At 72.6% G+C, this 22,478-nt stretch carries 23 protein-coding genes; 11 read left to right on the top strand and 12 right to left on the bottom strand.

Going from position 1 to position 22,478, the window contains the following annotated elements:
• Positions 1-344: 344 nt before the first annotated feature.
• Together AB0I60_RS08780 and AB0I60_RS08785 are read right to left on the bottom strand one after the other, a co-directional pair.
• Complete coding sequence (locus AB0I60_RS08780) at positions 345-1,091, bottom strand: phosphoglyceromutase (RefSeq protein ID WP_360727006.1); 747 nt, start codon at positions 1,089-1,091, stop codon at positions 345-347.
• A gap of 99 nt (positions 1,092-1,190) precedes the next feature.
• A complete protein-coding gene (locus AB0I60_RS08785; RefSeq protein ID WP_360727008.1) occupies positions 1,191-1,748 on the bottom strand; it encodes a CGNR zinc finger domain-containing protein in 558 nt (185 codons plus the stop codon).
• 21 nt (positions 1,749-1,769) lie between these two features.
• Here AB0I60_RS08785 and AB0I60_RS08790 point away from each other — a divergent pair, with 21 nt between their 5' ends.
• A complete protein-coding gene (locus tag AB0I60_RS08790; protein WP_360727010.1) occupies positions 1,770-2,165 on the top strand; it encodes a RidA family protein in 396 nt (131 codons plus the stop codon).
• 64 nt (positions 2,166-2,229) lie between these two features.
• Here the strand turns inward: AB0I60_RS08790 and AB0I60_RS08795 are convergent, their stop codons facing one another.
• On the bottom strand, positions 2,230-2,400 hold the full coding sequence (locus tag AB0I60_RS08795; RefSeq protein ID WP_360727012.1) for a hypothetical protein: 171 nt from the start codon (positions 2,398-2,400) through the stop codon (positions 2,230-2,232).
• Between the two features lie 419 nt (positions 2,401-2,819).
• On the opposite strand from AB0I60_RS08795, the gene AB0I60_RS08800 reads away from it, so the two are divergent.
• The gene (locus tag AB0I60_RS08800) at positions 2,820-3,644 is read left to right on the top strand and encodes an alpha/beta fold hydrolase (RefSeq protein WP_360727014.1); all 825 of its coding nucleotides are present in this window, start codon (positions 2,820-2,822) and stop codon (positions 3,642-3,644) included.
• A 9-nt stretch (positions 3,645-3,653) separates the two neighbouring features.
• Here the strand turns inward: AB0I60_RS08800 and AB0I60_RS08805 are convergent, their stop codons facing one another.
• Positions 3,654-5,054 (bottom strand): helix-turn-helix transcriptional regulator, encoded by a 1,401-nt coding sequence (locus tag AB0I60_RS08805; protein WP_360727016.1) that lies wholly within the window; start codon positions 5,052-5,054, stop codon positions 3,654-3,656.
• 547 nt (positions 5,055-5,601) lie between these two features.
• On the opposite strand from AB0I60_RS08805, the gene AB0I60_RS08810 reads away from it, so the two are divergent.
• Positions 5,602-6,204 (top strand): hypothetical protein, encoded by a 603-nt coding sequence (locus tag AB0I60_RS08810; RefSeq protein ID WP_360727017.1) that lies wholly within the window; start codon positions 5,602-5,604, stop codon positions 6,202-6,204.
• 246 nt (positions 6,205-6,450) lie between these two features.
• Here the strand turns inward: AB0I60_RS08810 and AB0I60_RS08815 are convergent, their stop codons facing one another.
• From AB0I60_RS08815 to AB0I60_RS08840, 6 genes are all read right to left on the bottom strand, one after another.
• Positions 6,451-8,013, bottom strand: a complete 1,563-nt coding sequence (locus AB0I60_RS08815; protein WP_360727018.1) for a 4-coumarate--CoA ligase family protein — start codon at positions 8,011-8,013, stop codon at positions 6,451-6,453.
• 417 nt (positions 8,014-8,430) lie between these two features.
• The gene (locus tag AB0I60_RS08820) at positions 8,431-9,327 is read right to left on the bottom strand and encodes a DUF4349 domain-containing protein (protein ID WP_360727020.1); all 897 of its coding nucleotides are present in this window, start codon (positions 9,325-9,327) and stop codon (positions 8,431-8,433) included.
• A 97-nt stretch (positions 9,328-9,424) separates the two neighbouring features.
• Entirely contained in the window at positions 9,425-9,907 is a 483-nt protein-coding gene (locus AB0I60_RS08825; protein ID WP_360727022.1) for a YbjN domain-containing protein, read from the bottom strand.
• Positions 9,904-11,157 (bottom strand): D-inositol-3-phosphate glycosyltransferase, encoded by a 1,254-nt coding sequence (gene mshA, locus AB0I60_RS08830; protein ID WP_360727023.1) that lies wholly within the window; start codon positions 11,155-11,157, stop codon positions 9,904-9,906. Before mshA ends, AB0I60_RS08825 begins: the two co-directional genes overlap by 4 nt.
• A complete protein-coding gene (locus tag AB0I60_RS08835) occupies positions 11,154-11,948 on the bottom strand; it encodes an alpha/beta hydrolase (protein ID WP_360727024.1) in 795 nt (264 codons plus the stop codon). The genes mshA and AB0I60_RS08835 overlap by 4 nt, the downstream gene beginning before the upstream one ends.
• Before the next feature lie 85 nt (positions 11,949-12,033).
• Positions 12,034-13,179 (bottom strand): Ig-like domain-containing protein, encoded by a 1,146-nt coding sequence (locus AB0I60_RS08840; protein ID WP_360727026.1) that lies wholly within the window; start codon positions 13,177-13,179, stop codon positions 12,034-12,036.
• Between the two features lie 79 nt (positions 13,180-13,258).
• Here AB0I60_RS08840 and AB0I60_RS08845 point away from each other — a divergent pair, with 79 nt between their 5' ends.
• A complete protein-coding gene (locus AB0I60_RS08845) occupies positions 13,259-13,990 on the top strand; it encodes an SDR family NAD(P)-dependent oxidoreductase (RefSeq protein WP_360727028.1) in 732 nt (243 codons plus the stop codon).
• Positions 13,991-14,119: 129 nt separating this feature from the next.
• Here the strand turns inward: AB0I60_RS08845 and AB0I60_RS08850 are convergent, their stop codons facing one another.
• Positions 14,120-15,073: a hypothetical protein gene (locus tag AB0I60_RS08850; protein ID WP_360727030.1), complete on the bottom strand. Its 954-nt coding sequence runs from the start codon at positions 15,071-15,073 to the stop codon at positions 14,120-14,122.
• A gap of 117 nt (positions 15,074-15,190) precedes the next feature.
• The gene (locus tag AB0I60_RS08855) at positions 15,191-16,321 is read right to left on the bottom strand and encodes a UDP-N-acetylmuramate dehydrogenase (protein ID WP_360727031.1); all 1,131 of its coding nucleotides are present in this window, start codon (positions 16,319-16,321) and stop codon (positions 15,191-15,193) included.
• Between AB0I60_RS08855 and AB0I60_RS08860 the strand changes: the two genes are divergently transcribed.
• From AB0I60_RS08860 to AB0I60_RS08890, 7 genes are all read left to right on the top strand, one after another.
• Positions 16,308-16,805, top strand: a complete 498-nt coding sequence (locus AB0I60_RS08860) for a DUF2505 domain-containing protein (protein ID WP_360727033.1) — start codon at positions 16,308-16,310, stop codon at positions 16,803-16,805. The genes AB0I60_RS08855 and AB0I60_RS08860 overlap by 14 nt on opposite strands.
• Positions 16,784-17,587, top strand: coding sequence for a class I SAM-dependent methyltransferase (locus AB0I60_RS08865; RefSeq protein WP_360727035.1), 804 nt, complete (start codon positions 16,784-16,786; stop codon positions 17,585-17,587). The genes AB0I60_RS08860 and AB0I60_RS08865 overlap by 22 nt, the downstream gene beginning before the upstream one ends.
• Positions 17,588-17,680: 93 nt before the next feature.
• On the top strand, positions 17,681-18,259 hold the full coding sequence (locus tag AB0I60_RS08870) for an RNA polymerase sigma factor (RefSeq protein WP_360727036.1): 579 nt from the start codon (positions 17,681-17,683) through the stop codon (positions 18,257-18,259).
• The gene (locus AB0I60_RS08875; RefSeq protein WP_360727038.1) at positions 18,252-19,382 is read left to right on the top strand and encodes a CU044_5270 family protein; all 1,131 of its coding nucleotides are present in this window, start codon (positions 18,252-18,254) and stop codon (positions 19,380-19,382) included. Before AB0I60_RS08870 ends, AB0I60_RS08875 begins: the two co-directional genes overlap by 8 nt.
• A 211-nt stretch (positions 19,383-19,593) precedes the next feature.
• On the top strand, positions 19,594-20,328 hold the full coding sequence (locus AB0I60_RS08880; protein WP_360727039.1) for a maleylpyruvate isomerase family mycothiol-dependent enzyme: 735 nt from the start codon (positions 19,594-19,596) through the stop codon (positions 20,326-20,328).
• Positions 20,329-20,365: 37 nt separating this feature from the next.
• A complete protein-coding gene (gene purU, locus AB0I60_RS08885) occupies positions 20,366-21,217 on the top strand; it encodes a formyltetrahydrofolate deformylase (protein WP_360727041.1) in 852 nt (283 codons plus the stop codon).
• An 84-nt stretch (positions 21,218-21,301) separates the two neighbouring features.
• Positions 21,302-22,399: a hypothetical protein gene (locus AB0I60_RS08890; RefSeq protein WP_360727042.1), complete on the top strand. Its 1,098-nt coding sequence runs from the start codon at positions 21,302-21,304 to the stop codon at positions 22,397-22,399.
• Positions 22,400-22,478: the final 79 nt, after the last annotated feature.

The following is a 22,478-nucleotide window of genomic DNA, read 5'->3' on the forward strand; positions in this document are numbered from 1 at the left end:
GCAGGTCAGGCCGGGTGCGGCCTAGCCCGCAGGCGTGGTTCGTGACTCCTGCGACACCGTCCGGCACCGATGTTCTCCCCCAGGACGGCTCCAGTTCACCCAATCGTGTCCAACCGGGTCGGGTCCTGTTCGGACAGGTGCCGCCGGCCGGACGCCGGGTCCTCTTCCAGGTGTCTCACGGACGAACTCCCCGGGGCTCAGCGGAGCCGTTCCACGGGAGGTTCCGCGCTGGCGTGAGAGGCCGAAGAAAGGGACGAACGAGACGTAGCAGGCGGTCCGGACGTACAAGACGGCGGCACGCGCGCCGGTGACGTCCCCGCGCGTGCCGCCGTCGACCGCTCCGACTACCTGCCCTGGTTGGCCACGGCCTTGATCGCGTCCGCCGCCGCGTCCGGGTCGAGGTAGGTGCCGCCGGGGTTGAGCGGCTTGAGCGCCTCGTCCAGGTCGTAGCGCAGCGGGATGCCGGTGGGGATGTTCAGGCCCGCGATGGCCTCGTCGGACACGCCGTCGAGGTGCTTCACCAGCGCCCGCAGCGAGTTGCCGTGCGCGGCCACCAGGACCGTGCGACCGGCCCGCAGGTCGGGCACGATCGCAGTCTCCCAGTACGGCACCATCCGCTTGACCACGTCGAGCAGGCACTCGGTCAGCGGCAGGTCCGGGCCGAGGTCGGCGTAGCGCGGGTCGGTGTCCTGGCTGAACTCCGAGCCGGGCGCGATCGGCGGCGGCGGGGTGTCGTAGGAACGCCGCCAGAGCATGAACTGCTCCTCGCCGAACTCCTCCAGCGTCTGCTTCTTGTTCTTGCCCTGCAACGCGCCGTAGTGCCGCTCGTTGAGCCGCCAGTCGCGGCGCACCGGGATCCAGTGGCGGTCGGCCGCGTCCAGCGCCAGGTTGGCGGTGGTGATGGCGCGGCGCATCAGCGACGTGTGCACCACCTCGGGCAGCAGGTTCGCCTCGCGCAGCAGCACACCGCCGCGCGTCGCCTCCCGCACCCCCTTCTCCGACAGGGGCACGTCCACCCAGCCGGTGAACAGGTTCTCCGCGTTCCAGACGCTCTCGCCGTGGCGGAGCAGCACGAGGGTTCCGACAGCCATGAGCCAAGCCTGCCAGACGACCCCCGCCCGGGCGCATCCCCTGTGACGGCCGACGCCGGGACCCGCCGCTCCTCGTCGGCCGGCGGGGTGGTGGTCCCGCTAGGACGTTCCGCGCGCGGTGCGCTTCTTGGCCCGGTCACCGCAGCGCTCCATCGAGCACCACCGGCGCAGGCCGGGCCGCGAGGCGTCCACGAAGAGCAGGCCGCAGTCCTCCGCCGCGCACACCCGGATGCGGTCGCGCAGCGGCGAGGCGAGCAGGTCGATCGCGTCGCGGGCCAGAGTGGACAGAGCCTGCGGGACGGTCCCCCGCCCCAGCACCACCCGGCCGCCGTCGAGCTGCGGCACGAGGGGGGCGTGGGCCGCTGTCGCGTTGATCACCGCGATGTCCCCCGCTCCCGGCGGAACCCCTTGTGCCGCACCGCGTGCGACGTTGGTCAGCGCGGTCCGCAGGGGGCGCAGCCCCGCGACGTCCTCGGCCACCACGTCGAGGTCGACATCGAGCAGCGCACCCACGTACAGGGCGACGTCGGCGGGTTCGCGCAGCAGCTCCCACACCGCGTACGGGCCTTCGCCGCCGGTGTGGGTGAAGTCCAGGCAGGGCCGGCCGGTGCGGAAGCGGCGGCGCTCCCCGGCGGGGACGCGTTGACTCGGCGACATGGCACCACTATAACTGGTGCCATGTCGACCGTCACGCACCTGAACCCCCCGACCCTCCACGCCAACCCCGCCTTCACCCAGGCGGTGAAGGTCGAGGGTCCCGGCACCCTGCTGCTCATCGGCGGCCAGAACGGCGTGGACGCCACCGGTGCCGTGGTCGGCGACGACGCCGGCGCGCAGGCCGCGCAGGCGCTGCGCAACGTGGAACTGGCCGTCGAGGCGGCCGGCGGCACCTTCGCCGACGTCGTCAAGACCACGATCCTGATCACCGACCGATCCGCGATCGGCCCCGGTTTCGGCGCGTTCCAGCGGATCTGGGGCGGCCGTCCCAACCCGCCGGCGGTCACCGTGCAGATCGTCGCCGGCCTGGCCAACCCGGCATTTCTGGTCGAGGTCGAGGCCGTCGCCGCGCTCTAGGACCTCGGAACGCAGGAGGGCCCCCGGCTCGATCGCCGAGGGCCCTCCGCGCGTTGGGTCGCGGTCAGCCGAGCAGGCCGAAGCCGAGCACGTTGGTCACCGACTTCACCACGCCGAGCGGACCGCTGGAGGTGGCGGTGTTGGTCAAGCCGCCCAGCGGGTCGGCGCTCGCGGCGGGGGCGGTGACGACGAGGGCGACGGCGGTCGCGGCGACGACCTTGGCGAGGGTGCGCATGTGAACTCCGAACAATGGGGGTGTGCGAACAACCGACGATGCTGGCCACCGCCGGTCGTCCCCGCCAGCCGGAAGGCCGTGGTCAACACCTTCGTGTGACACCCGACCGCACTTGTGCGCCCTGCACGGCCGTCAGGCGCTCTCGCGCGCCCGGAGGTTTTTGCGCAGGATCTTGATCAAGGCGCGACATCCAGCCCCTGACCGGCACTCTTGCTATCCAGGTCGACCGCTAGCGCGGCCGCTTTTCCGCGCATGTTCCGTGTTCCGACATAGCGGCCGCGGCTGCCTGCTGGTTGATGCAGGTCATCTTCGTTTTGAGTGGAGCAGGTAGCGAGTGGCGGTCTAGGCCTGCGTTGATGCGCTGCGGTTGGCTGGCCGGGAAGCATGGGGTAGCCACCTCATAGCCAGCGAGGAGCGTTATGCCTCACCTCAGCACCGAGACCACCATCCGAACCCTGGACGGGCTGACGCTTCGCGGGACGGTGACCGCTCCGCTCGAGCCGGTCGGCCAAGCCGTGGTCCTGGTCCACGGTGGCGGGGTGACTCGGGAGGAAGGCGGATTCTTCACCAGGCTCGCCGATGGGCTTGCTGACGCTGGTGTGGTGACGCTGCGCTATGACCTTCGCGGGCACGGCGAGAGTGATGGACGGCCGGAGGAGTCGTCGCTGGCGGCCCACCTGAACGACATCCGCGTAGTCCGCGAACACCTCCGAGAGTTCTCCGGTGCACAGGTGGTGAACCTGCTCGGCACGAGTTTCGGCGGCGGCCTGGCGGCCTACTACGCGGCGAAGCGACCGGACGGGTTGACGCGGTTGGTCCTGCTGAACCCGCAGCTCAACTACAAAGATCGCTACATCGACCAGAAGCCGTACTGGTCAGGAGACTTCCTGGATTCCGCCAAGGCACATGAACTCACGGATCGCGGCTTCATCGACCACTCGCCCACCGTGCAGCACAGCCGGGCGTTCCTCAACGAGGTCTTCTGGATTCGACCCAACGAGGTGCTAGGCGAGATTACGGTGCCCACGATCATTGTGCACGGTACCAAGGACACGTTCGTGCCTATTGAGGCATCACGAGCCGCAGTCCATGAGTTCCGGGTGGAGCATCGGCTTGTCGAGATCGAGGGTGCACAGCACGGCTTCGCGGTCCACGACGATCCTGAGTACCGCGACCCACAGAGCCAGCAGTGGCAAGCCTCCGTGATCCAGACCGTGAGCCGGTGGTTCACCGACGCGCTGTGAGTACGTGGGTCAAGACCTCACGACTGCACGCAGAGCGCGCGGGCCTGGCCGGTTCGCCCACGGGGTGAGGGTCTCAAGGACTCGGGTGACTTCCCGCTTGGTGCGGCCGGAGCCCAGCTCCGCGGCGAGCCCCATGGCCGCGAGCCCTTCCTGTGCCGCATCGTCCGGTTCGCCGCTGAGCGCCAGGGCACTCGCACGCCGAGCGCGGAAGTAACCCTCGTCGCGTCGTGAGAGCGTCCGGGTGTTCAGGACATCGGCGAACAGGACGGCGGCCTGCGCGGGCTTGCCGGCTTCGACGTAGCAGCTCGCGACGCGGAGCGTGTGCGCGCCTTCGTCGTAGTACATCCCGAGGTGGGCATGTCGCTCGTCCCCGGTGTCGGCCGCGTCCGCCAGGCGTCGTGCCTCATCGAGCTTGTGCTGCACCGTGCTGAACGACTCGCCGAGCATGGCCATCCCACGTGCTTCCTGCTGCGTCACCTCAGCACGAACCTTCGGCGGTAGCTGCCATGGGCCGTACTGCGCGGCTTGAGCCAGGGTGAGGACGCGTAGCCCGTCGCGCTCCTCGTAAGCCATCTGCGACTTCTTGAGCAGCACGTAGCCCTGCATGAGCATGTCACCGGCTTCCTGCGCCCACTCGATCGCGCGATCGTGCCAGAAGCTCGCAGTCGCAGCGTCGCGCGAATCGCGATACAGCCATCCGGCGAACTCAGCGGCGTCCGCACCGACTAGGAGCAACGACCGCCGTACGTCTGGGGCCACCTCACGGGCATGAGTGTCGATCGCTCCGAGGATGCCCAGCACCACAGGCAGCACTGCGGCCGGTCCTGAGCTGCCGTCATCGGACTTGCACAGTGCCAGTTGTCGCCGGAGGTAGTCGATCACTGGGCCGTCCAGATAGCGGCGGGGATCTCCCATGGCGTTTGCGACTCGTTGCAGCTCTTCAAGTCCGAGTGTGGGCAACGCGGCGATCGCGATTCCGCGTGCGAGAAGCGAACGGCGGTTCACGGTGCTCACCACCTCTGGGTAGGAGTCTGCGTTCTCGATCGACTTGGCGTCCTGGTGGAACTGACGGCCGAGAAGTGTGCCCAGCTCGCTGTTCGCCACCGTCTCGGCGGCAAGCGGGATGACCACGCGCTGACCACCTACGACGACCGGCAGCAGCGCGCCACCCATCTCCACTGGTGCAGGTGCCGGCTCGACGTCCGCGACAGTCAGCAACTCGTCCAGCTTCACCATGTCGACCTCGAGCAGCCTGGCCAACATCGGCCGCTTGTGCGGCTGCGGCAAGCGCTCGCCGGCTTCCCAGCGCGCGATCGTCGCTCGGTCCACATGGGCAGCTTCAGCGAACGACTCCTGGGTGTAGCCGGCCGCCTTCCGTGCCTTGGCCAGTGCAGTGCGCCGTACTGCCATCGGGTGACCTCCCCGGCCTGGCTTTCCCTGTGCTGTGGATCACGTCTCCGCAAGTCAAGCATAGCTATGCGGCAAGAATGCGTAGTAGTTGTGACATCCATGCCCTTTTCATGGGCTACCGCGCCGGTTTGAGTGGCATGGAATGAGGAATTCCAGCGGCTCGTCATCGGTAAGGCGAGGATGTGAATGGGCATGACCTTGGATCTGCGGCGTGCGAGTAGTGAGGCAGCTCGCCTCCACAGGGCTGCGGCGGCTTTCCTCTCGGCTTGTGCGGTCGTAGAGAGTGACAGGACGGATCGAGCCTGATGCCGTTCACGGTGAGACTCAGTGCGGCCAAGCTGATCCGGTCTGCTCGGCTCGCGGGCTTGAGTTCTGATTACGCGCTGGCCAAGAAGATGGGTGTCCACCGGTCAACACTCAGCCGTGTCATTGATGGCGGGCTCCAACCCGGACCTGCGTTCATCGGTGGGGCGCTGGCCGCGTTGCGACCTCTGCGGTTTGAAGACCTCTTCGAGGTCGTACCGGCCCCGAAGCCAGGACCACCACGATGACCAAGGAGGAGTTGCTGTTCAACGCCTGGCTGACGAGCGTCAACCACCGGCCGGGCCGCTACGCCGTCCGCCGCCTGGACGAGGCCAGCCCTCTGGTTACCACCACCTGCACCGCCGCCCTGTTCGAGGTCGAAACGCAACTCGGGCACGAACTGATCGAACTTGGCACCGCATTGTTGACCAAAGCGGCTGGGATGGACTTCTCCATCGAGCCCTCCGAAGCACAGCCCTACATCCCGAAACCACAGAGGCCAGAGCTTTGGAAGCGAGGCACGCAGATGCGGGACAAAATACCAGCGGACACCGACATGCCCACAGTTGCCAGCCGCGGCCTGGCCGAGAAGGACGCGCCGCTCCTGTTCGCGGTCGGCTTGGAGTACGGCGACCGCCACTACGCGGAAGTTGCCGCCTACGGCATGGCGTTCGACGGGTACACGGAAGCGATCTCCCGTGACGGCACCTTCCGCGTGCAGACAACATCGCCCGAAGACGTGTTGCGCTACTTCGTCGACGAGAGCGCGAGTGCCCACGTCGTGTGGCTGCCCAAGTCCTCTACGGCCAACCTGGACTCAGCAGGTGAGCCTTCGTACGTGAAATGATCGAAAACGACCACCAGGACGAGAGGGGCGCGGTGCTGCTGAAGGTCTACGCGAAGGTGCTGGACGGGTGACAGCGGCGCTCGAACCGGCGGATCAATGACCTACTCGATCAGGACTAGGCGCATCTGCCCAGCTAGAGGCGACAACCAGGCCCCGGCAGTCGATCACTGCCGGGGCCTTCGTTGTTCCGCGCATGTCCCGTGAGCGGCGGCGGGGAGCCGCCGGAAGCGACAGAAGCCGGCCTGGTCAGCGGGCTTCGCGGGCGCGCAGGTCCTTGCGGAGGATCTTCCCGGAGGCCGACTTCGGGATGGCGTCGATGAACTCCACCACCCGGACCTTCTTGTGCGGTGCCACCTGCCCCGCCACGAACGCCATCACGCCCGCCGCGTCCAGCGACGTGCCGGCCTGCCGCACGACGAACGCCTTGGGCACCTCCTCGCCCTCGTCGTCGCGCACGCCGACCACCGCCGCGTCGGCGATCTCCGGGTGCGTGAGCAGCACCGCCTCCAGCTCCGCCGGCGGCACCTGGTAGCCCTTGTACTTGATCAGCTCCTTGACCCGGTCCACGATGCTGACCAGGCCCCGGTCGTCGATCACCGCCACGTCGCCGGTGTGCAGCCAGCCGTCCTCGTCCAGGGTGGCGGCCGTCGCGTCGGGGTCGTTCAGGTAGCCCTTCATCACGTTCGGGCCCCGGCACCACAGCTCGCCGCGCTCGCCGACGCCGACGTCCTCGCCGGTCGCCGGGTCCACGAAGCGGCACTCCATGTTGGGCGCGATGACGCCGACCGTGCCGACCGGGATGTCGTCGCGGCCGTCCGGGATGGCGTGGCTGACCGGGCTCATCTCGGTCATCCCGTAGCCCTGCGACACCCGGCAGCCCAGGCGGTGCGCCACGGCGGCGGCCAGGTCGACGTCCAGCGGCGCGGCGCCGGAGAAGACGGTGTCGACGCCGGACAGGTCGTACTGGTCGACCAGCGGGTGCTTGGCCAGCGCGACCGCGACCGGCGGCGCGATGTAGACGCGGTCCGTGCGGTGGTCCTGGATCACCCGCAGGAACTCGGGCAGGTCGAAGCGCGGCAGGGTCACCACCGTTGCGCCGACGTGCAGGCCGTCGTTCATCAGCACCTGCATCCCGTAGATGTGGAAGAACGGGAGCACGGCCAGCACGCGGGTCTCCGCGCCGACCCGCAGCAGCGGTCCGCACTGCACGATGTTGGCGACCAGGTTCCGGTGCGTCAGCATCACGCCCTTGGCCCGCCCGGTGGTGCCCGACGAGTAGGGCAGCACGGCCACGTCGTCGGCCGGGTCGACGGACACTTCGGGGACGGGGCCGGTGGTGGCCAGCAGCTCGGTCAGGTTCGGGTAGCCCTCGGCCTGGTCGAGGACGACGACGTCCGCCACGCCGGCCTTCTGCGCGCCGGGGGCGGCGTTGGGCAGCAGCGCGGACACCGTGAACAGCATCTTCGCGCCCGCGTCGGCGAGCTGGTGCGCGACCTCGTCGGCAGTGTAGAGGGCGTTGACGGTGGTCGCGGTCGCGCCGGCGCGGAGGATGCCGTGGAACACGACGGCGTAGTACGGGGTGTTGGGGCTGAGGATGCCCACGACGTCGCCCTTGCCGATGCCCCGTTCGGCCAGGGCGGCGGCCAGGCGGTCGATCGCCCCGGCGAGCTGGGCGTAGGTGAGGGACGCCCCCGAGGAGCCGTCGACCAGCGCCACGCGGTCCGCCCGTTCGCCGAGGTCGGCGAACAACAGCTCGTGCAGCGACACGTCGGGCAGCTCGACGTCGGGGAAGGGACTGCGGAAGACCATGCGGCAGCCTCACTACTCACTAGTAACGACAATTCCGACATCGTGAGCCACCACACACCGGCGGTCAAGGAAACCCGAAGATCACGAGAGCGTTACTCGACCCCGTGGATAACACTCGAATGGAGTAACGTCAGCCCTTGTGGTGATCGCCGGCGATCTGCCAAGTTGACAGGGCCGAACGGGTCGGCTCCCACGCACTCCAACGACCCGGCAGGCACCACCGCGGTTCGCAATCCCCCCGTCGAACCGCGGCCCGCTGGGATTCCCGGGCTCCCCCCGCCCGGATCCACCAGTAGCGGGGACCGACGTGGGGCGGCTTGAACTCGCTACTCCCCCTCTCTCCCAAGCCGCCCCGCGCTCCCGTGCGATGCCACTCCCAGTAGAACTTTCGTCAGGGGACCCGGCGCATTCCGGGTGTCACGGGGCAACCGCGGCCTTGCGGCGACGCCGCCACACGACGAAAGCGATCAACGGCACCGCGAGCACCACCGCGAACGGCAGCACGCTCCCGATGACGATCGACAACCACGAGACGGCCTTGGTCAGCGCGCCCCAGCCGTCACCGAGCGCGGTCAGGAAGTTCTCGTCCTCCACCGCGTCGCGCGCCTGCACCGCCTCGGACACCCGGACCACCGCCAGGGTCAACGTCGACATGGCGACCTGACCCCGCAACGAGTCGTAGCGCCGCTGGAGCGACTCCAGCTCGCCCTGCCGCTTGGTCAGCTCGGACTCGATCTGGGTGATCTCCGACGTGCTCGCGGCCCGGTCCAGCAGCCCGCGCACGCGCTCCACGCTCGCCCGCTGGTTCGCCAGCCGCGCTTCCACGTCCACGACCTGGTCGGTCACGTCCTCGGTGCGCACGGTCCGCTCGCCGACCGAGACGCCGGGCAGCTCGCCGACCGCCTTCATCACCGCGTCCAGCCGGTCGCCGGGCACCCGCAGGGTCGCCGTGGCGCGCTGGTCGGTGAGGTTCTCCGCGCCGGTGAAGCCGCCCTCGGCGATCGCGGCGTCCTTGGCCCGGGTGAGCGTGCCCGCCACGTCCGCCGCGCGCAGCTCCATCGAGCCCGTGCGCACGAGCTGCCGGTTCTGCGCGGCGGGCTCGGCCGCCGCGCCGTTCTTCTCCTGCTTGCCCGGCACCTGCTTGCCGGCCGCCTCGGTCTGCTTCTCCGGCGCCTGCGTCTGCCCGCCCACCTGCGGGGACGCGTCCAGCCGCTCCGCCGGCGCGGCGGCCGTGCCACTGCTGCTCTGGCTCGCCGAGCACCCCGCGACCGCCATCAGCGCCACGGCCAGCGCGATTCCCACCCGTCTGCCCATCTACCCCTCCCGTGGTCCCGTGCCCGCCCCGCCCGCCGGGGGCGGGTCGGTCGCACAGGGGACGGAACCCCGGGAGGGACCCGTTGCGCGGGGTCGATCACGATTCGGACACCAGGTGGCGGAACGCCTGGAGGTTGGCCAGGGACTCGCCGCGCGACACCCGCCAGTCCCACTCGCGCTGGATCGCGCCCTTGAAACCCAGCTCCAGCAACGCGTTGAAGTCGCCGTCGGCCGCCTCGACCACCTGCCCCAGGACCCGGTCCAGCTCGTCCGCCGTCACCGCGTGCGGCGCGATCCGCCCCACCAGGTAGATGTCGCCCTCGGTGTCGAGGGTGTAGTGCACGCCGTAGAGCTTCGCGTTGCGCCGCAACAGGAACCGGTACACGTCCTCGTGCGCCTCGTCCGGTTGGCGGCACACGAACGCCTCGACCACGACGGCGTGCCTGCCGACCACCAGCCAGCAGTTGGTCCGGAGCTTCTTGGTCCCCGGCAGGGTGACGAAGAACTTCCCCGGTTCGTCGTGGACGTACTCCAGCTCGCGTTCGTCCAGGGCGGACCCGATGACCTCGTCCAGGCTCAAGCGAAAACCTCCTCGCGGAAGACGTCCCGCGCTCGGGCGTACCCCGCCAGCAGCGAATCAGTCGTCCGGTCCCACGAGAACCGGCGGGCGTGCCCGACGGCGGCGGCGGCCAGCTCCTCCCGGTGCGCCGGGCGCAGCGCCACCGACTCCAGCGCCCGCGCCCACGCCGCCGGCTCGTGCCCGTCGACCAGCACGCCGGACACGCCGTCGCGCACCGCGACCGGCAGCCCGCCGACCGCCGCCGCGACCACGGGCGTCCCGCACGCCTGCGCCTCCAGCGCCACCAGGCCGAACGACTCGTTGTGGCTGGGCACGGCGACCACGTCGGCCGCCCGGTACACCCGCGCCAGGTCGGCACCGCCCTGCGGGGGCAGGAACCGGACCACGTCGGCGACGCCCAGCTCGCCCGCCAGCCGCTTGAGCTCCTCCGGCGTCCTCAGGCCGGTGCCGGACGGTCCGCCGACCACCTGCACGACCAGCCGGTCCCGCAGCCCCGGCTCGCGGCGCAGCACCTCGGCGGCGGCCCGGACCAGCACGTCCGGGGCCTTCAGCGGCTGGATGCGCCCGACGAAGGTGAGCACCACGTCCTCCGGCCGCAGCCCGAGCGCGGCGCGCGCCGCGCCCCGGTCGCCCGGCGTGAACCGGTCGAGGTCCACCCCCGGCGGCACGACCCGCACCTTGGCCGGGTCGGCGGCGTAGAGCCCGACCAGCTCGGCGGCCTCGACGTCGGTGTTGGCGACCAGCAGGTCCGCCTCGGCGACCACCTGCTCCTCGCCGATCACCCGCATCCGGGGCTCGGGGGTGTCGCTGAGCGCGAGGTTCGCGTTCTTGACCTTCGCCAGGGTGTGCGCGGTGTGCACCAGCGGCACGCCCCACCGCTCCCGGGCCAGCCAGCCGACCTGCCCGGAGAGCCAGTAGTGCGAGTGCACCACGTCGTAGTGGCCCGGCTCGTGCCGCGCCTCGGCCCGCAGCACGCCCGCCGTGAACGCGCAGAGCTGGCCGGGCAGCTCCTCCTTGCCCAGGCCCTCGAACGGCCCGGCGACGACGTGCCGCACCGTGACGCCGGGTGCCAGCTCGGCCACCGGCGGCAGCTCCGAGGACGTGGCACGGGTGAAGACCTCCACCTCGATGCCGCGCTGCGCCATCCGCGTGGCGGTCTGCACGATGTAGACGTTCATGCCGCCCGCGTCGCCCGTGCCGGGCTGCTCCAGCGGCGAGGTGTGCACGGACAGCACCGCGACCCGCCTCACGCCCCCACCTCCGCGACGAACGCGGCCAGGTCGGCGGCGAACCGCTCCGGTCGCTCCCGGAACGGCAGGTGCCCCACCCCGTCGTACCACCGCGCCTCCGCCCCGGGCACGGTCGCCGAGGCGTACTCCGCCGCAGCCGGGTCGACCACCCGGTCGGCGGTCCCGTGCACCACCAGGGTGGGCCGGTCGACGGCCGCGAGCACCTCGGCGCTGCCCACGTCCCGGCGGAACAGCTCGCGGCGCACCCGCGCGGGCACCCGCAGCGCGGTGCCCAGCAGCCGCTGCACGTCCGCGCCGGGCAGGCCCTGGGCGGCGCAGAACGCCAGCAGCGCGGGCACGGCCACCTCCGGGTCGTCGGACAGCGCGGCGGGCAGCGCGGCGCGCATGGCCGGGCCGGTGGCACCGCCGGGCCGGTCGGGGCCGATCTCGGTGATCGCGCCGACCAGGACCAGGCCCCGGACCCGGTCGGTGCCGTGGTGGCGCAGGTGGTCGGCGATCACCAGGCCGCCGTAGGACCAGCCGACCAGGACCGCCGGTCCGGTGTGGTCCAGCACGGTCCGCAGGTCGCCCGCCCAGGTCGCCGAGTCCCGGTAGCCGTCCTCGGGCACGTCGGACTCGCCGTGCCCGCGCAGGTCCGGCGCGTACGCGTGGAAGTGCTCGGCGGGTGGCCACACCTCCCCGGACTGGGCCCAGCCGTGGACCAGCACCACCGCCGGGCCGTGCGCGGGGCCCGACTCGCGGACCGAGAGCCGGACACCCTCGTCGGTGAGCAGAGAAGTCAGCACGACCATGCTCAACAACCCCGGGAGTGCATCGCTTCCCGACCCGACCCCGGATCACACCGCCGGCCCGCCCGCGCGGGCCGGGCCGATCGGGTCACAGCGCGGACATGGTCTGCCACTGCGCCCACGGGATCTGCCAGTCGTACCAGTCGTACTGGGCCGGGAGGGTGGTGATCGCGCCGGTCACCTCGACCGGATCACCCACCATCGCGCTGTCGTAGTACGCCTTGGCGTCGGCTTCCAGCAGGTTGGCGCAGCCGTGCGAGGTGTTCGCCTTGCCGATGTTGGCCGCGTTGTCGTTGTTCTCGTGGATGAACTCGCCGTGGTTCGAGAACCGCACGGCCCACTTCTTCAGCACGTTCGTGTAGCCGTAGCGCGGGTTGTCGAAGCTGAACTGCGGGTCCTTCTGCATCACCACGAACGTGCCGTTCGGGGTGGTCAGCTCCGCGTCCTCGTCCCGGCCGAACGACGCCGGGTAGCTCGCCACGGTCTGCCCGTCGCGCTGCACCACGAGCTGGTGCGACGGCGTGTCGATCTTCACGACCTGGTTGCGGCCGATGGTGAAGTCGCTGGTCACGTCAGCCGTGCCGTACGCGCCGCCGCCGTAGGGCACGCCGTAGAGCTTGGCCTCGACGTGCACCTTGGTGTTCGCGGGCCAGTAGACCTCGGGGCGGTAGTGCACCTCACGGGAGTTCAGCCAGCCCCAGCTGCCCTTGATGTTCGCCGAGTTGGTCACGGTCAGCGCCTTCTCGGCGCTCGCCCGGTCGGCCACGTCGGCGTCGAACTTCACCATGATCGGCACGGCGACGCCGACCGTCTGGTCGTCGCCGGGGAACAGCGTCGCGCGCACCTGGGAGCCGGCGGTCAGCGTGGTGAAGGAGCCCTTGAGGTCGACCTTCTTGCCGTCCGTGCCGGTGGCCCGGCCCTGGTAGGCGTAGCTCTTGCCGAAGCCCAGGGGCTCGGTGCTGGACCAGGTCCGCTTGTCCTCGGCGATCTTGCCCTGCACGGCCTTGCCCTCGGCGTTGGCGAGCGCGACCTCGTCGAGGGTGCCCTCGGCCACGGTCACCCGGACCGGCTGGTTGACCGGGACGTCCTTCGCGCCGTCGGCCGGCGCGGTGGTGACCTTCGCCACCGGCGGGCGGTCACCGCCCTCGGCCTTGGGGACGCCCGGTTCCACCTGGGCGGAGCACCCGGCGAGGACGACCGCACCGAGCAGCAGGGCCGTGATTCTCTTGTGCACTGTTCGACCTCCCGAACGAAGGACGCGCACTGGGGCTTTCGGTGCGAGTGATCCGCATCACACACCTAGGATCACCCTCGTGACCCGTCCTATCGCAGTCGTCACCGGAGCCAGCGCGGGCATCGGTGAGGCCACCGCCCGCAGGCTCGCCGCCGAGGGGTTCCACGTCGTGCTGGGAGCACGGCGGCTCGACCTGCTCAAGACTATCGCGGATGAGCTGGGCGGCACGGCCGTGCAGCTCGACGTGACCTCGCCCTCGTCGGTCGAGGAGTTCGCGGCGGCCGTGCCCCGGGCGCACGTGCTGGTGAACAACGCGGGCGGCGCGCGCGGCCTGGACCCCGTGCTCACCGCCGACGAGGACGACTGGCGGTGGATGTGGGAGACCAACGTGCTGGGCACGCTGAGGGTCACCAAGGCCCTGCTGCCCGCGCTGATCGACTCCGGTGACGGGCACGTGGTGACCGTCACCTCCGTCGCCGCGTACGAGGCGTACGACAACGGCTCGGGCTACACCTCCGCCAAGCACGCCCAGTCCGCCCTGCACCGCACCCTGCGCGGCGAGCTGCTCGGACAGCCCGTCCGGGTCACGGAGGTCCTGCCGGGCATGGTGGAGACCGACTTCTCGGTCAACCGCTTCGCCGGCGACGCCGAGCGCGCCGCCGCCGTGTACGCCGACGTGACCCCGCTGACCGCCGACGACGTGGCCGACGTCATCGCGTTCGCGGTGACCAGGCCGTCGCACGTGAACCTCGACCAGATCGTGCTCAAGCCCCGCGCGCAGGCGTCGGCGACCCGGGTCCACCGGGGCTGAGCGCCGCACCCAGCCGGTCGACCGGGGCGTCGTCGGCGACGCGGAGCGGGGGGTTCGCCCTGCCCGCGACCGGCTCGTACGCCGAGCAGGCGCGGCGAAGTGGTTCGGGACCGGACTGGGCCGGGGGCGTCACGACTGCACCACCAGGTCCACGTCGAGCTGGTCCAGGACGTTGGCGATGGGGTTGGCGAACCCCCGCTGCCGGCTGCCGCCGCAGTACAGCCCCACGACCCGGTTGTCGTCGTCGAGCAGCACCGCCCCGGAGTCGCCGTGGTCGGCGAACGGGCCCTCCACCCGGATCTGGTCGCGCAACGTCCGCACGCCCAGCCCCACGCCGAAGTCCAGGGTGATCGCCGCGTCCGTGGACGCCACCACGCCGGCGGTCAGCGCGGTGGTCCGGCCGCGCTTGCGCACGTGCCCGCCGACCCGCGCCACCCCCTGCCCCGCAACGGGTCCGATGCCCGCCACCTCGGCCCGCGAGTGCGGCGTGGTGAGCAGGATCGCGGCGGCGTCCACCGTCCCGGACAGCGCCGCCCGCGCCAGCACGCCGATCTGGTCCCGGTACGGGTGCCCGCCGTCGACCCGGGACGGGTGCACCATCGGGTCGCCGACCGCCCACGCGTCGTCCACGCACGCGATGTGGAACGCCGTCAGCGCCATCGTGCGGCGCTTGGCGCGCGGCGTGACCAGCGCGCCGAGCGTCCCGGCGACCAGGTAGTCGTCCGCTTCCGCCACGTCCGGCGGCACGAACCGCACGGCGCGGCTCGGCCCGACCCCGATCCCGCCGACCAGCAGGTCGTGCCGCTCGGCGCCGTTCACGCCCTCGGGCGAGGCCAGCGTGTGGTGCGGGTAGAACGTGTCCTCGACCACGTCGGTCGGGATGCCCAGCACGTCCGGCGGCACGGTGAACTGCGCCGCGTCCCCTTTGCGCCGCACGTAGACCACGATCGACGGCACCCCGGTGCAGCGCCCGCCGACGGCCTTGTGGCCGATGTCGACGCCGACCACCCCGGGCCGGCTCAGGAAATCGTCCTCGACCAGCCTCTTGATCGGCCTGATCGCCGCGCGTCCGTCGCCTGCCATGACGACCTCCAACCACCCCTACCACCAATGAAACGCGAGGGGTCAGGTTTCGTCACACGCAGTCACCCGAACGGCCGGTCCGGTCTTGCGGCCGTCCGGTTCGGACGGCGGGTTCCGTCAGAACTCGCAGCCCACCAGCACGGGTTCCGGGCGCAGTTCCACGCCGAACGCCGCGCGCACCCCGTCGCGCACCTCGCGCGCCAGGTCGAGCAGGTCCGCCGTGGACGCGCCGCCCCGGTTGGTCAGCGCCAGGGTGTGCTTGCCGGACAGCGCGACCCGCCCGCCGGGCCCGAGGTGGCCCTTGGTGAACCCGGCGCGCTCGATCAGCCACGCGGCGGACAGCTTCCGGTGGCCGGGGCCGGCCGGGTAGGTGGGCACCTCGACGTGCCGCCCGAGCCGTTCGGCGATCCGGATCAGCACGCCGGCCAGCGTCGAGTCGTCCAGCAGCGGGTTGGTGAAGAACGAGCCCGCGCTCCACGTGTCGTGGTCGGCCGGGTCGAGCACCATGCCCTTGCCGCGCCGCAGCTCCAGCACCGCCTTGCGGGCGGCGTCGGCGGGCACCCGGTCGCCCTGCCCGACGCCCAGCACCCGGGCCAGCTCCGCGTAGCGGATCGGCGCGGACTGGCCGCCGGAGGTCAGCGCGTACCGGGCGCGCAGCACCACGGCCTGGTCGGTGCCCTTGAGCACGCTGGTGCGGTAGGCCAGCCCCAGCGCGTCGGCGGACATCTGGTTGACCCGCCCGGTGCGCCGGTCCAGCACGTCCACCGAGGTGAGCACCTGGGAGATCTCCACGCCGTACGCGCCGACGTTCTGCACGGGCGTCGCGCCGACCTGGCCGGGGATGCCGGACAGGCACTCCAGCCCGCCCAGGCCCTGCGACACCGCCTCGGCGACGACGGAGTCCCAGTCCTCGCCCGCCTCGACGGTGAGCTGCACCATGCCGTCGCCCAGCGGGTCCAGCCGGCGGCCCTGCGTGCCGACCTGCACGACGGTGCCGGCGAAGCCGGTGTCGGCGATCACCAGGTTGGAGCCGCCGCCGAGCAGCAGCGCGGGGTCGCCGGCCGCGTCGAGCGCGCGCACGGCGTCGACCAGCTCGGCGGAGGTGGTGGCGCGCAGGTACCGCGCGGCCGGGCCACCGAGCCGGAGCGTCGTGCGCTCGGCCAGCGGCACGCGGGAGCGCACCTGGGCACCGGACAGCGGGGTGGTCACGACTGCCAACGGTAGCCTCCGCGGCATGGCACGCCGCATCGAGCACCTGACGACGTTCCCCCGGCCCGCGTCCGAGGTCTACGCAGCCCTGGTGGACGAGGGGTACCTGCGCGACCGCCTGGCGGTCCTGGGCGGGACCGACGCCGCGCTGGTCGCGTTCACCGAGACCGGCGGGACGACGTCGTACCAGCTCAAACAGGGCGTCCCGGCCGACAAGCTGCCCCCGGTGGCGCGCGGGGTGCTGGGCGGCGACCTGGTGATCGACCGGGCCGAGGCGTGGACCGAGGCCGGTCGGGCGGGGACCGTCGAGGTGACCCTCAAGGGCGTGCCGGGCCGGCTGGACGGCACCTTCACGCTGGCCGACGCGGCGGGCGGCGGGAGCGAGCTGACCCTCGCGGGCCAGGTGAAGGTGTCCATCCCGCTGATGGGCGGCAAGCTGGAGGGGCTGATCACCGAGCAGGTGGGCCTGCTGCTGGACAAGGAAGCCGAGTTCACCGCCGAATGGCTCGCGCGCCGCGCCTAGCGGCCGGCCGGGCCCGCGCGCTCGGCCTGCCGACCAGGGGCACCACCAACCCGAACCGCCTGCGCCGGGTCGACCGGTGGCTGGCGCACACCTGCCGCGAGCTGCTCGCCGGCTCCGCCGACCCGCTCGTGGTCGACCTCGGCTACGGCTCGTCGCCGGTCACCACGGTCGAGCTGGCGAACCGGCTGCGCCCGCTCAACCCCGCGCTGCGGGTGCTGGGCCTGGAGCTGGACGCCGAGCGGGTCGCGGCGGGCGAGGCCGCCGCCGACCCGCCCCGGCTGGAGTTCCGGCGCGGCGGGTTCGAACTCGCCGGCCGCCGGCCGCTGCTGCTGCGCGCGTTCAACGTGCTGCGGCAGTACACCGAGGAGCAGGCGGCCGAGGCGTGGGCGACCATGCTGGGCCGGCTCGCGCCCGGCGGCGTGCTGGTCGAGGGGACGTGCGACGAGATCGGCCGCCGGTGCTCGTGGGTGGCGCTGGACGCGGGCGGGCCGAGGACGTTCACCCTGTCCTGCCTGCCCGGCGACCTGGAGGGCCCCGGTGACCTGGCCGAGCGCCTGCCCAAGGCGCTGATCCACCGCAACGTGCCCGGTGAGCGGGTGCACGCCCTGCTCGCCGAGCTGGACGCGTGCTGGGCGACCGCCGCGCCGTTCGCGCCGTTCGGCCCGAGGGCCCGCTGGGTGGAGGCGGTGTCCCTGCTGGCCGCGCGGTGGCCCGTGCTGGACGACCGGCGGCGGTGGCGGCTGGGCGAAGTGACCGTGCCGTGGGAGTCCGTGCGGCCGTAGCCGGGCCGGGCTGCGGGCCGGTCGGGGCGGGCACACGATGTGCCCGTGGCCACACAGCGGGAACGCCGGCGGGGTCCGGGGGCAGGAACCGGTGTGCGAAGCGACGTAGCGCCGATGGCGACACCGGTCCGAGTGGCCCTCGACGAGGGGGCGCTGCTCACGCTCTACGAGTCGACGGCGGCCCGGCTGCACCGGTACGTGGCCCGCCGCGTGGGGGCCGACACCGCGCAGGACGTGGTGTCGGAGGCGTTCCTCGCGCTGTGGGAGGGGCGGGCGGGCCAGGTGGTCGAGCTGGACACCCTGCGCGCCTGGCTGTACGGGGTCGCCACGAACCTGCTGCGGCGGCACGTGCGGTCCGAGGAGCGCAAGCTGCGCGCCTGGGGCCGCGAGCACGCGGCGCGGGTCGACGTGGCCGACGTCGGCGACCGGGCGGGCGAGGCGGCCGACGCGGACGCCCTGGCCGGGCCCGTCACGAGGTGGCTGGCCGACCTGCGCCGCGAGGAGCGGGACGTGCTGCTGCTCACCGCGTGGGCCGAGCTGTCGCCGAGCGAGATCGCGGTGGCCCTGGACGTCCCGGTCGCCACCGTCCGCACCCGCCTGCACCGGACCCGCGCCCGCCTGCGCACCCGCCTGGCCGACCACCTCACCGACTCGGGGGACCACCATGAGTGAGCACTCGCTGGACCAACTCCTGGACCGCGCGCTGGACCGCGCCGTCGCCGACGAGCCCGGCCCGTCCGAGGAGCGGCTGTCCGAGGGCCGCGGGCACCTGGCCGCCGCCCTCCGCGCCACCTCGGCCGCTCCCGACCGGGCCGCGCCGGCCGTCCCCGACCGGGCCGCTCCCGGCTTCGCGGTCGGCGGCACTGCTCCCGGGCGCATCGGCACCCGCCGCGGACGATCCTGGAAACCGCGCCGCGTGCTGGCCGCCGCAGCGGCGCTGGCCGTGCTGACCACGACCGGCGTGGTGTGGCAGGGAGCCGTGGACACCTCGCACCCGGCCGCCGCCGCCTCGCTCAACCGGGCGGCCGACCTCGCGGCGACGGTGGTCGACCAGCCCGTCGGGCCGGGCCAGTACCGGTACGTGCGCAGCCGCTACGTGGGCGTCACCGTGGAGGTCGGCCCCGGCACCGCCTACACCGGCACCGCCACCCACGAGCTGTGGGTGCCGACCGACCCCACCTCGGAGTGGATGGAACGCCGGCTCGACGACGGCCCGAGCACGTGGCTGCCCGGCAAGGAGGGCCCCGGCTCGCCGCCGAGCAGCCCGTCGAACCTCCTCGGCGAGTTCCGCGCGCCCTGCGGCGCCTTCTCCTACATGGCTGCGGGCCAGCCCGACAAGTGCAGCAGCACCGGGTGGGGCAACCCGTCGCCGGAGTTCCTGGCCGACCTCCCGACCGACCCGCAGGCCCTCTACCAGCGGTTGGTGGCGGACAGCGGGCAGTACGCGCCCGCCGCGTGGGGCACCGACGCCGGCGTCCTGAGCGCCGTGCGGGGCGCGCTGTCCAGCGGTCGCGTGCCGGCTGACGTGCGCGCCCGGCTGTACCGGGCCCTGGCGCACGTGCCGGGGTTGCAGGTCACCGACGAGCGGGCCAACCTCGACGGCAAGGTCGGCACGGCGCTCGGCGTGCGGGTCGGCGACGACTTCATGGAGATCATCGTCGACCCGGCGGACGGCGCGTTCATCGGGCAGCGCGAGGTCGTCGCTGTCGACCGGGACCTGCCCGTGGGCACGGTCCGCCAGTCCAGCTCCACCACCACCGGGGTCGCCGACGCACTGGGTGCCGCCCCCCGCTGACCGAGGCCGGCTCCCGGCCCTGCCACAAGGTGCGGTCCGCGCGTTCGGGGCGCGCGGACCGCACCTGCTCCTGTACCCGGGCACGGGCCCGGCACACACACCCGTCCGGTTCGACTTCGGACTCCCGACCCGTGCCCGCAGGCCGACCGGCCACCCGCACCCCGGCTCCGGCTCGTGGACCCGGCCCGCCCGCGTCCCTAGGCTCGGGTGGGTGGAACACCAGGACTTCCTCGACCAGGCCCGTGACCAGTACCACGCCATCCGCGCGGCGGCGGTGGCCGCCGGGCCGGACGTGCCCGTGCCCACCTGCCCCGGCTGGGACGTCCGCGCGCTGGTCCACCACCTCGCCGGCGTGAACTCGTGGGCGCTGGCCGCGCTGACCACCCCGGCGGACGGCGGACGCCCCCGCGCCGAGCACCGCCCGGACGGCTGGGAGGAGCTGCTGGCCTGGTGGGACGAGCGGTTCACGGCGATGAACCGGCTGCTGGCCGACGTCGGCCCGGACGCGCCCGCGTGGACGTTCACCGGCCCGAGCACCGCCGGCTTCTGGAGCCGCCGGCAGGCCCACGAGCTGGCCATCCACCGCCTGGACGTCGAGCACGCGCTGCACGGCCCCGAGGTGCCCCCGCTGCTGTTCGACACGCAGTTCGCGGCCGACGGGGTGACCGAGTTCCTCACCGTGCTGCTGGTCCGCCTCGCGCGGGAGCGCCCGGTCACGCGGGAGGGCCGGCTGCTGTGGCACGCCGCCGACGCGGGCCGCACCTGGGAGGTCCGGCTCGTCCCGGGGCAGCCGCCGGCCACCGTCGCGGCGGCCGGGTCGGGCACCGACCACGACGCCACCGTCGCGGGCACGGCGGACGCGCTGTACCGGGCGGCGTGGGACCGGCCGAGCGGCGCGATCGTGTCCGGCGACAGGTCGCTGCTGGACGCGCTGCCGCGACCGTAGATACTTCTTCACCGTGCCCCAGCTCGAACGACGCTACGTGATCACCTTCGGGTGCCCGGACCGGACCGGCATCGTCGCCGGCATCTCCTCGTTCCTGGCCGAGCACGGCGGCTGGATCGTCGAGGCGGCCTACCACACCGACCCGACGACCAACTGGTTCTTCACCCGCCAGGAGGTGCGGGCGGACTCGCTGCCGTTCGGCGTGGAGGAGCTGCGCGAGCGGTTCGGCCGGGTGGCGCGGGACCTCGGCGCGCACACCAACTGGCGGGTCACCGACACCGGCGAGCGGCGGCGGGTGGTGCTGCTGGTGTCCAAGGAGGGGCACTGCCTGTACGACCTGCTGGGGCGGGTCGCGTCGCACGAGCTGGACGTGGACGTGTCGGCGGTGATCGGCAACCACACCGACCTGGCGTCCATCACCCGCGCGCACGGCATCCCGTTCCACCACGTGCCGTTCCCGGCCAACGACCCGGAGGGCCGGCAGGCGGCGTTCGCCCAGCTCCGCCAGCTCGTGGACGCCCACCACCCGCACGCCGTGGTGCTGGCCCGGTTCATGCAGATCCTGCCGACCGAGCTGTGCGCGGCGTGGGCGGGGCGGGCGCTGAACATCCACCACAGCTTCCTGCCGTCGTTCATCGGCGCGCGGCCGTACCACCAGGCGCACGGCCGGGGCGTGAAGCTGGTCGGCGCGACCTGCCACTACGTGACCGCCGAGCTGGACCAGGGCCCGATCGTGGAGCAGGACGTGATCCGGGTGGACCACACCGACTCCATCCCGGACATGGTCCGCAAGGGCCGCGACATCGAGAAGGTCGTGCTGGCGCGGGGCCTGCGGTGGCACCTGGAGGACCGGGTGCTGGTGCACGGCAACCAGACCGTCATCTTCTGACCCCGGCCGCCCACGACGGTGGGTGACCGGCGGCATCACGCGAAAGGCGGACCGCGCCACCCCGTTCGGACGTAGGCTGCGCCCGTGCGCACCGAGATCAGGGACCTGGACCAGGTCCGGACGGCCGGCGACCTGCGGGGCGCGGTGGTCGTCGGGCTCGACCTCTCCGACGTGGACCTGCGGGTGCCGCTGGACGGCGCGCTGTTCCTGGGGTGCGCGCTGTCGCCCTCGGACCGGCGGCGCGCGGACGCGGCCGGCGCGCTGGTGTTCCCGACCATCCCGGACGTGCCGTACCGGGTCTACCGGTCCGCGCTCTACACCCCGGACGAGCTGTTCGCCGGTTTCGACCCGGCCCGGCCGCAGTCCTACGCCGACACCCCCGACGCCCGGATCTACCGGCACAGCAAGCGGCAGGGCCACCACCCCGACCCGCTGCACGCGCTGGCCGAGCGGCTGCACGACCACGCGATCACCGAGGCGCTGGACGAGGCGCTGACCGGCTCCCCCGTCGCCGTCATGGGCGGGCACGCGCTGGGCCGCGACACGGACGGCTACCGGCGCGCGGTGGCGCTGGGCGCGGCGCTCGGCGCGGCCGGGTTCACCGTGCTGACCGGCGGCGGGCCGGGCGCGATGGAGGCCGTGCCGCTGGGCGTGCGGGTCGGCGAGGACGCCGCCGTGCTGCGCGCGCTGGCCCGGGTGCCGAAGTTCGGCGGGGACGCCGAGTCGATCGGCCGGTGGCTGGCGGCGTTCCCGACCGACCTGCCGGCGTTCGACCGGCCGCGCACGATCGGCATCCCGACCTGGTTCTACGGGCACGAGCCGCCGAACCCCGCCTGCGAGCTGCACGCCAAGTACTTCGCCAACTCGGTGCGCGAGGAGGGCCTGCTGACCGTGGCGACCGGCGGGATCGTCTACACGCCGGGCAGCGCGGGCACCGTGCAGGAGGTGTTCCAGGACTACACCCAGAACCACTACGGGTCGGTCGGCCCCGCCGCGCCGATGGTGTTCCTGGGCAAGGAGTTCTGGGAGCGCGAGGTGCCCGCCGCGCCGCTGGTGCGGCGGCTGGCGCGCGGCCGGGAGGCCGAGCGCTGGGTCCTGGTCACCGACGACGTGGCGGAGGCCGTGGCGTTCCTCGGCGAGTACGCCGCCCGGCTCCGGCCCGTCGAGCCGCAGCTCGCCTGACCACGGCCCGGCCCCGGCTCACCCCGCTCCGGCGCGGTCGCCCGCCCAAGCACGCCGGAGCACGCCGGGCCGAAGGCAC

It is taken from the genome of Actinosynnema sp. NPDC050436 (genome assembly GCF_040655415.1).
Classification (GTDB): Bacteria; Actinomycetota; Actinomycetes; order Mycobacteriales; family Pseudonocardiaceae; genus Actinosynnema.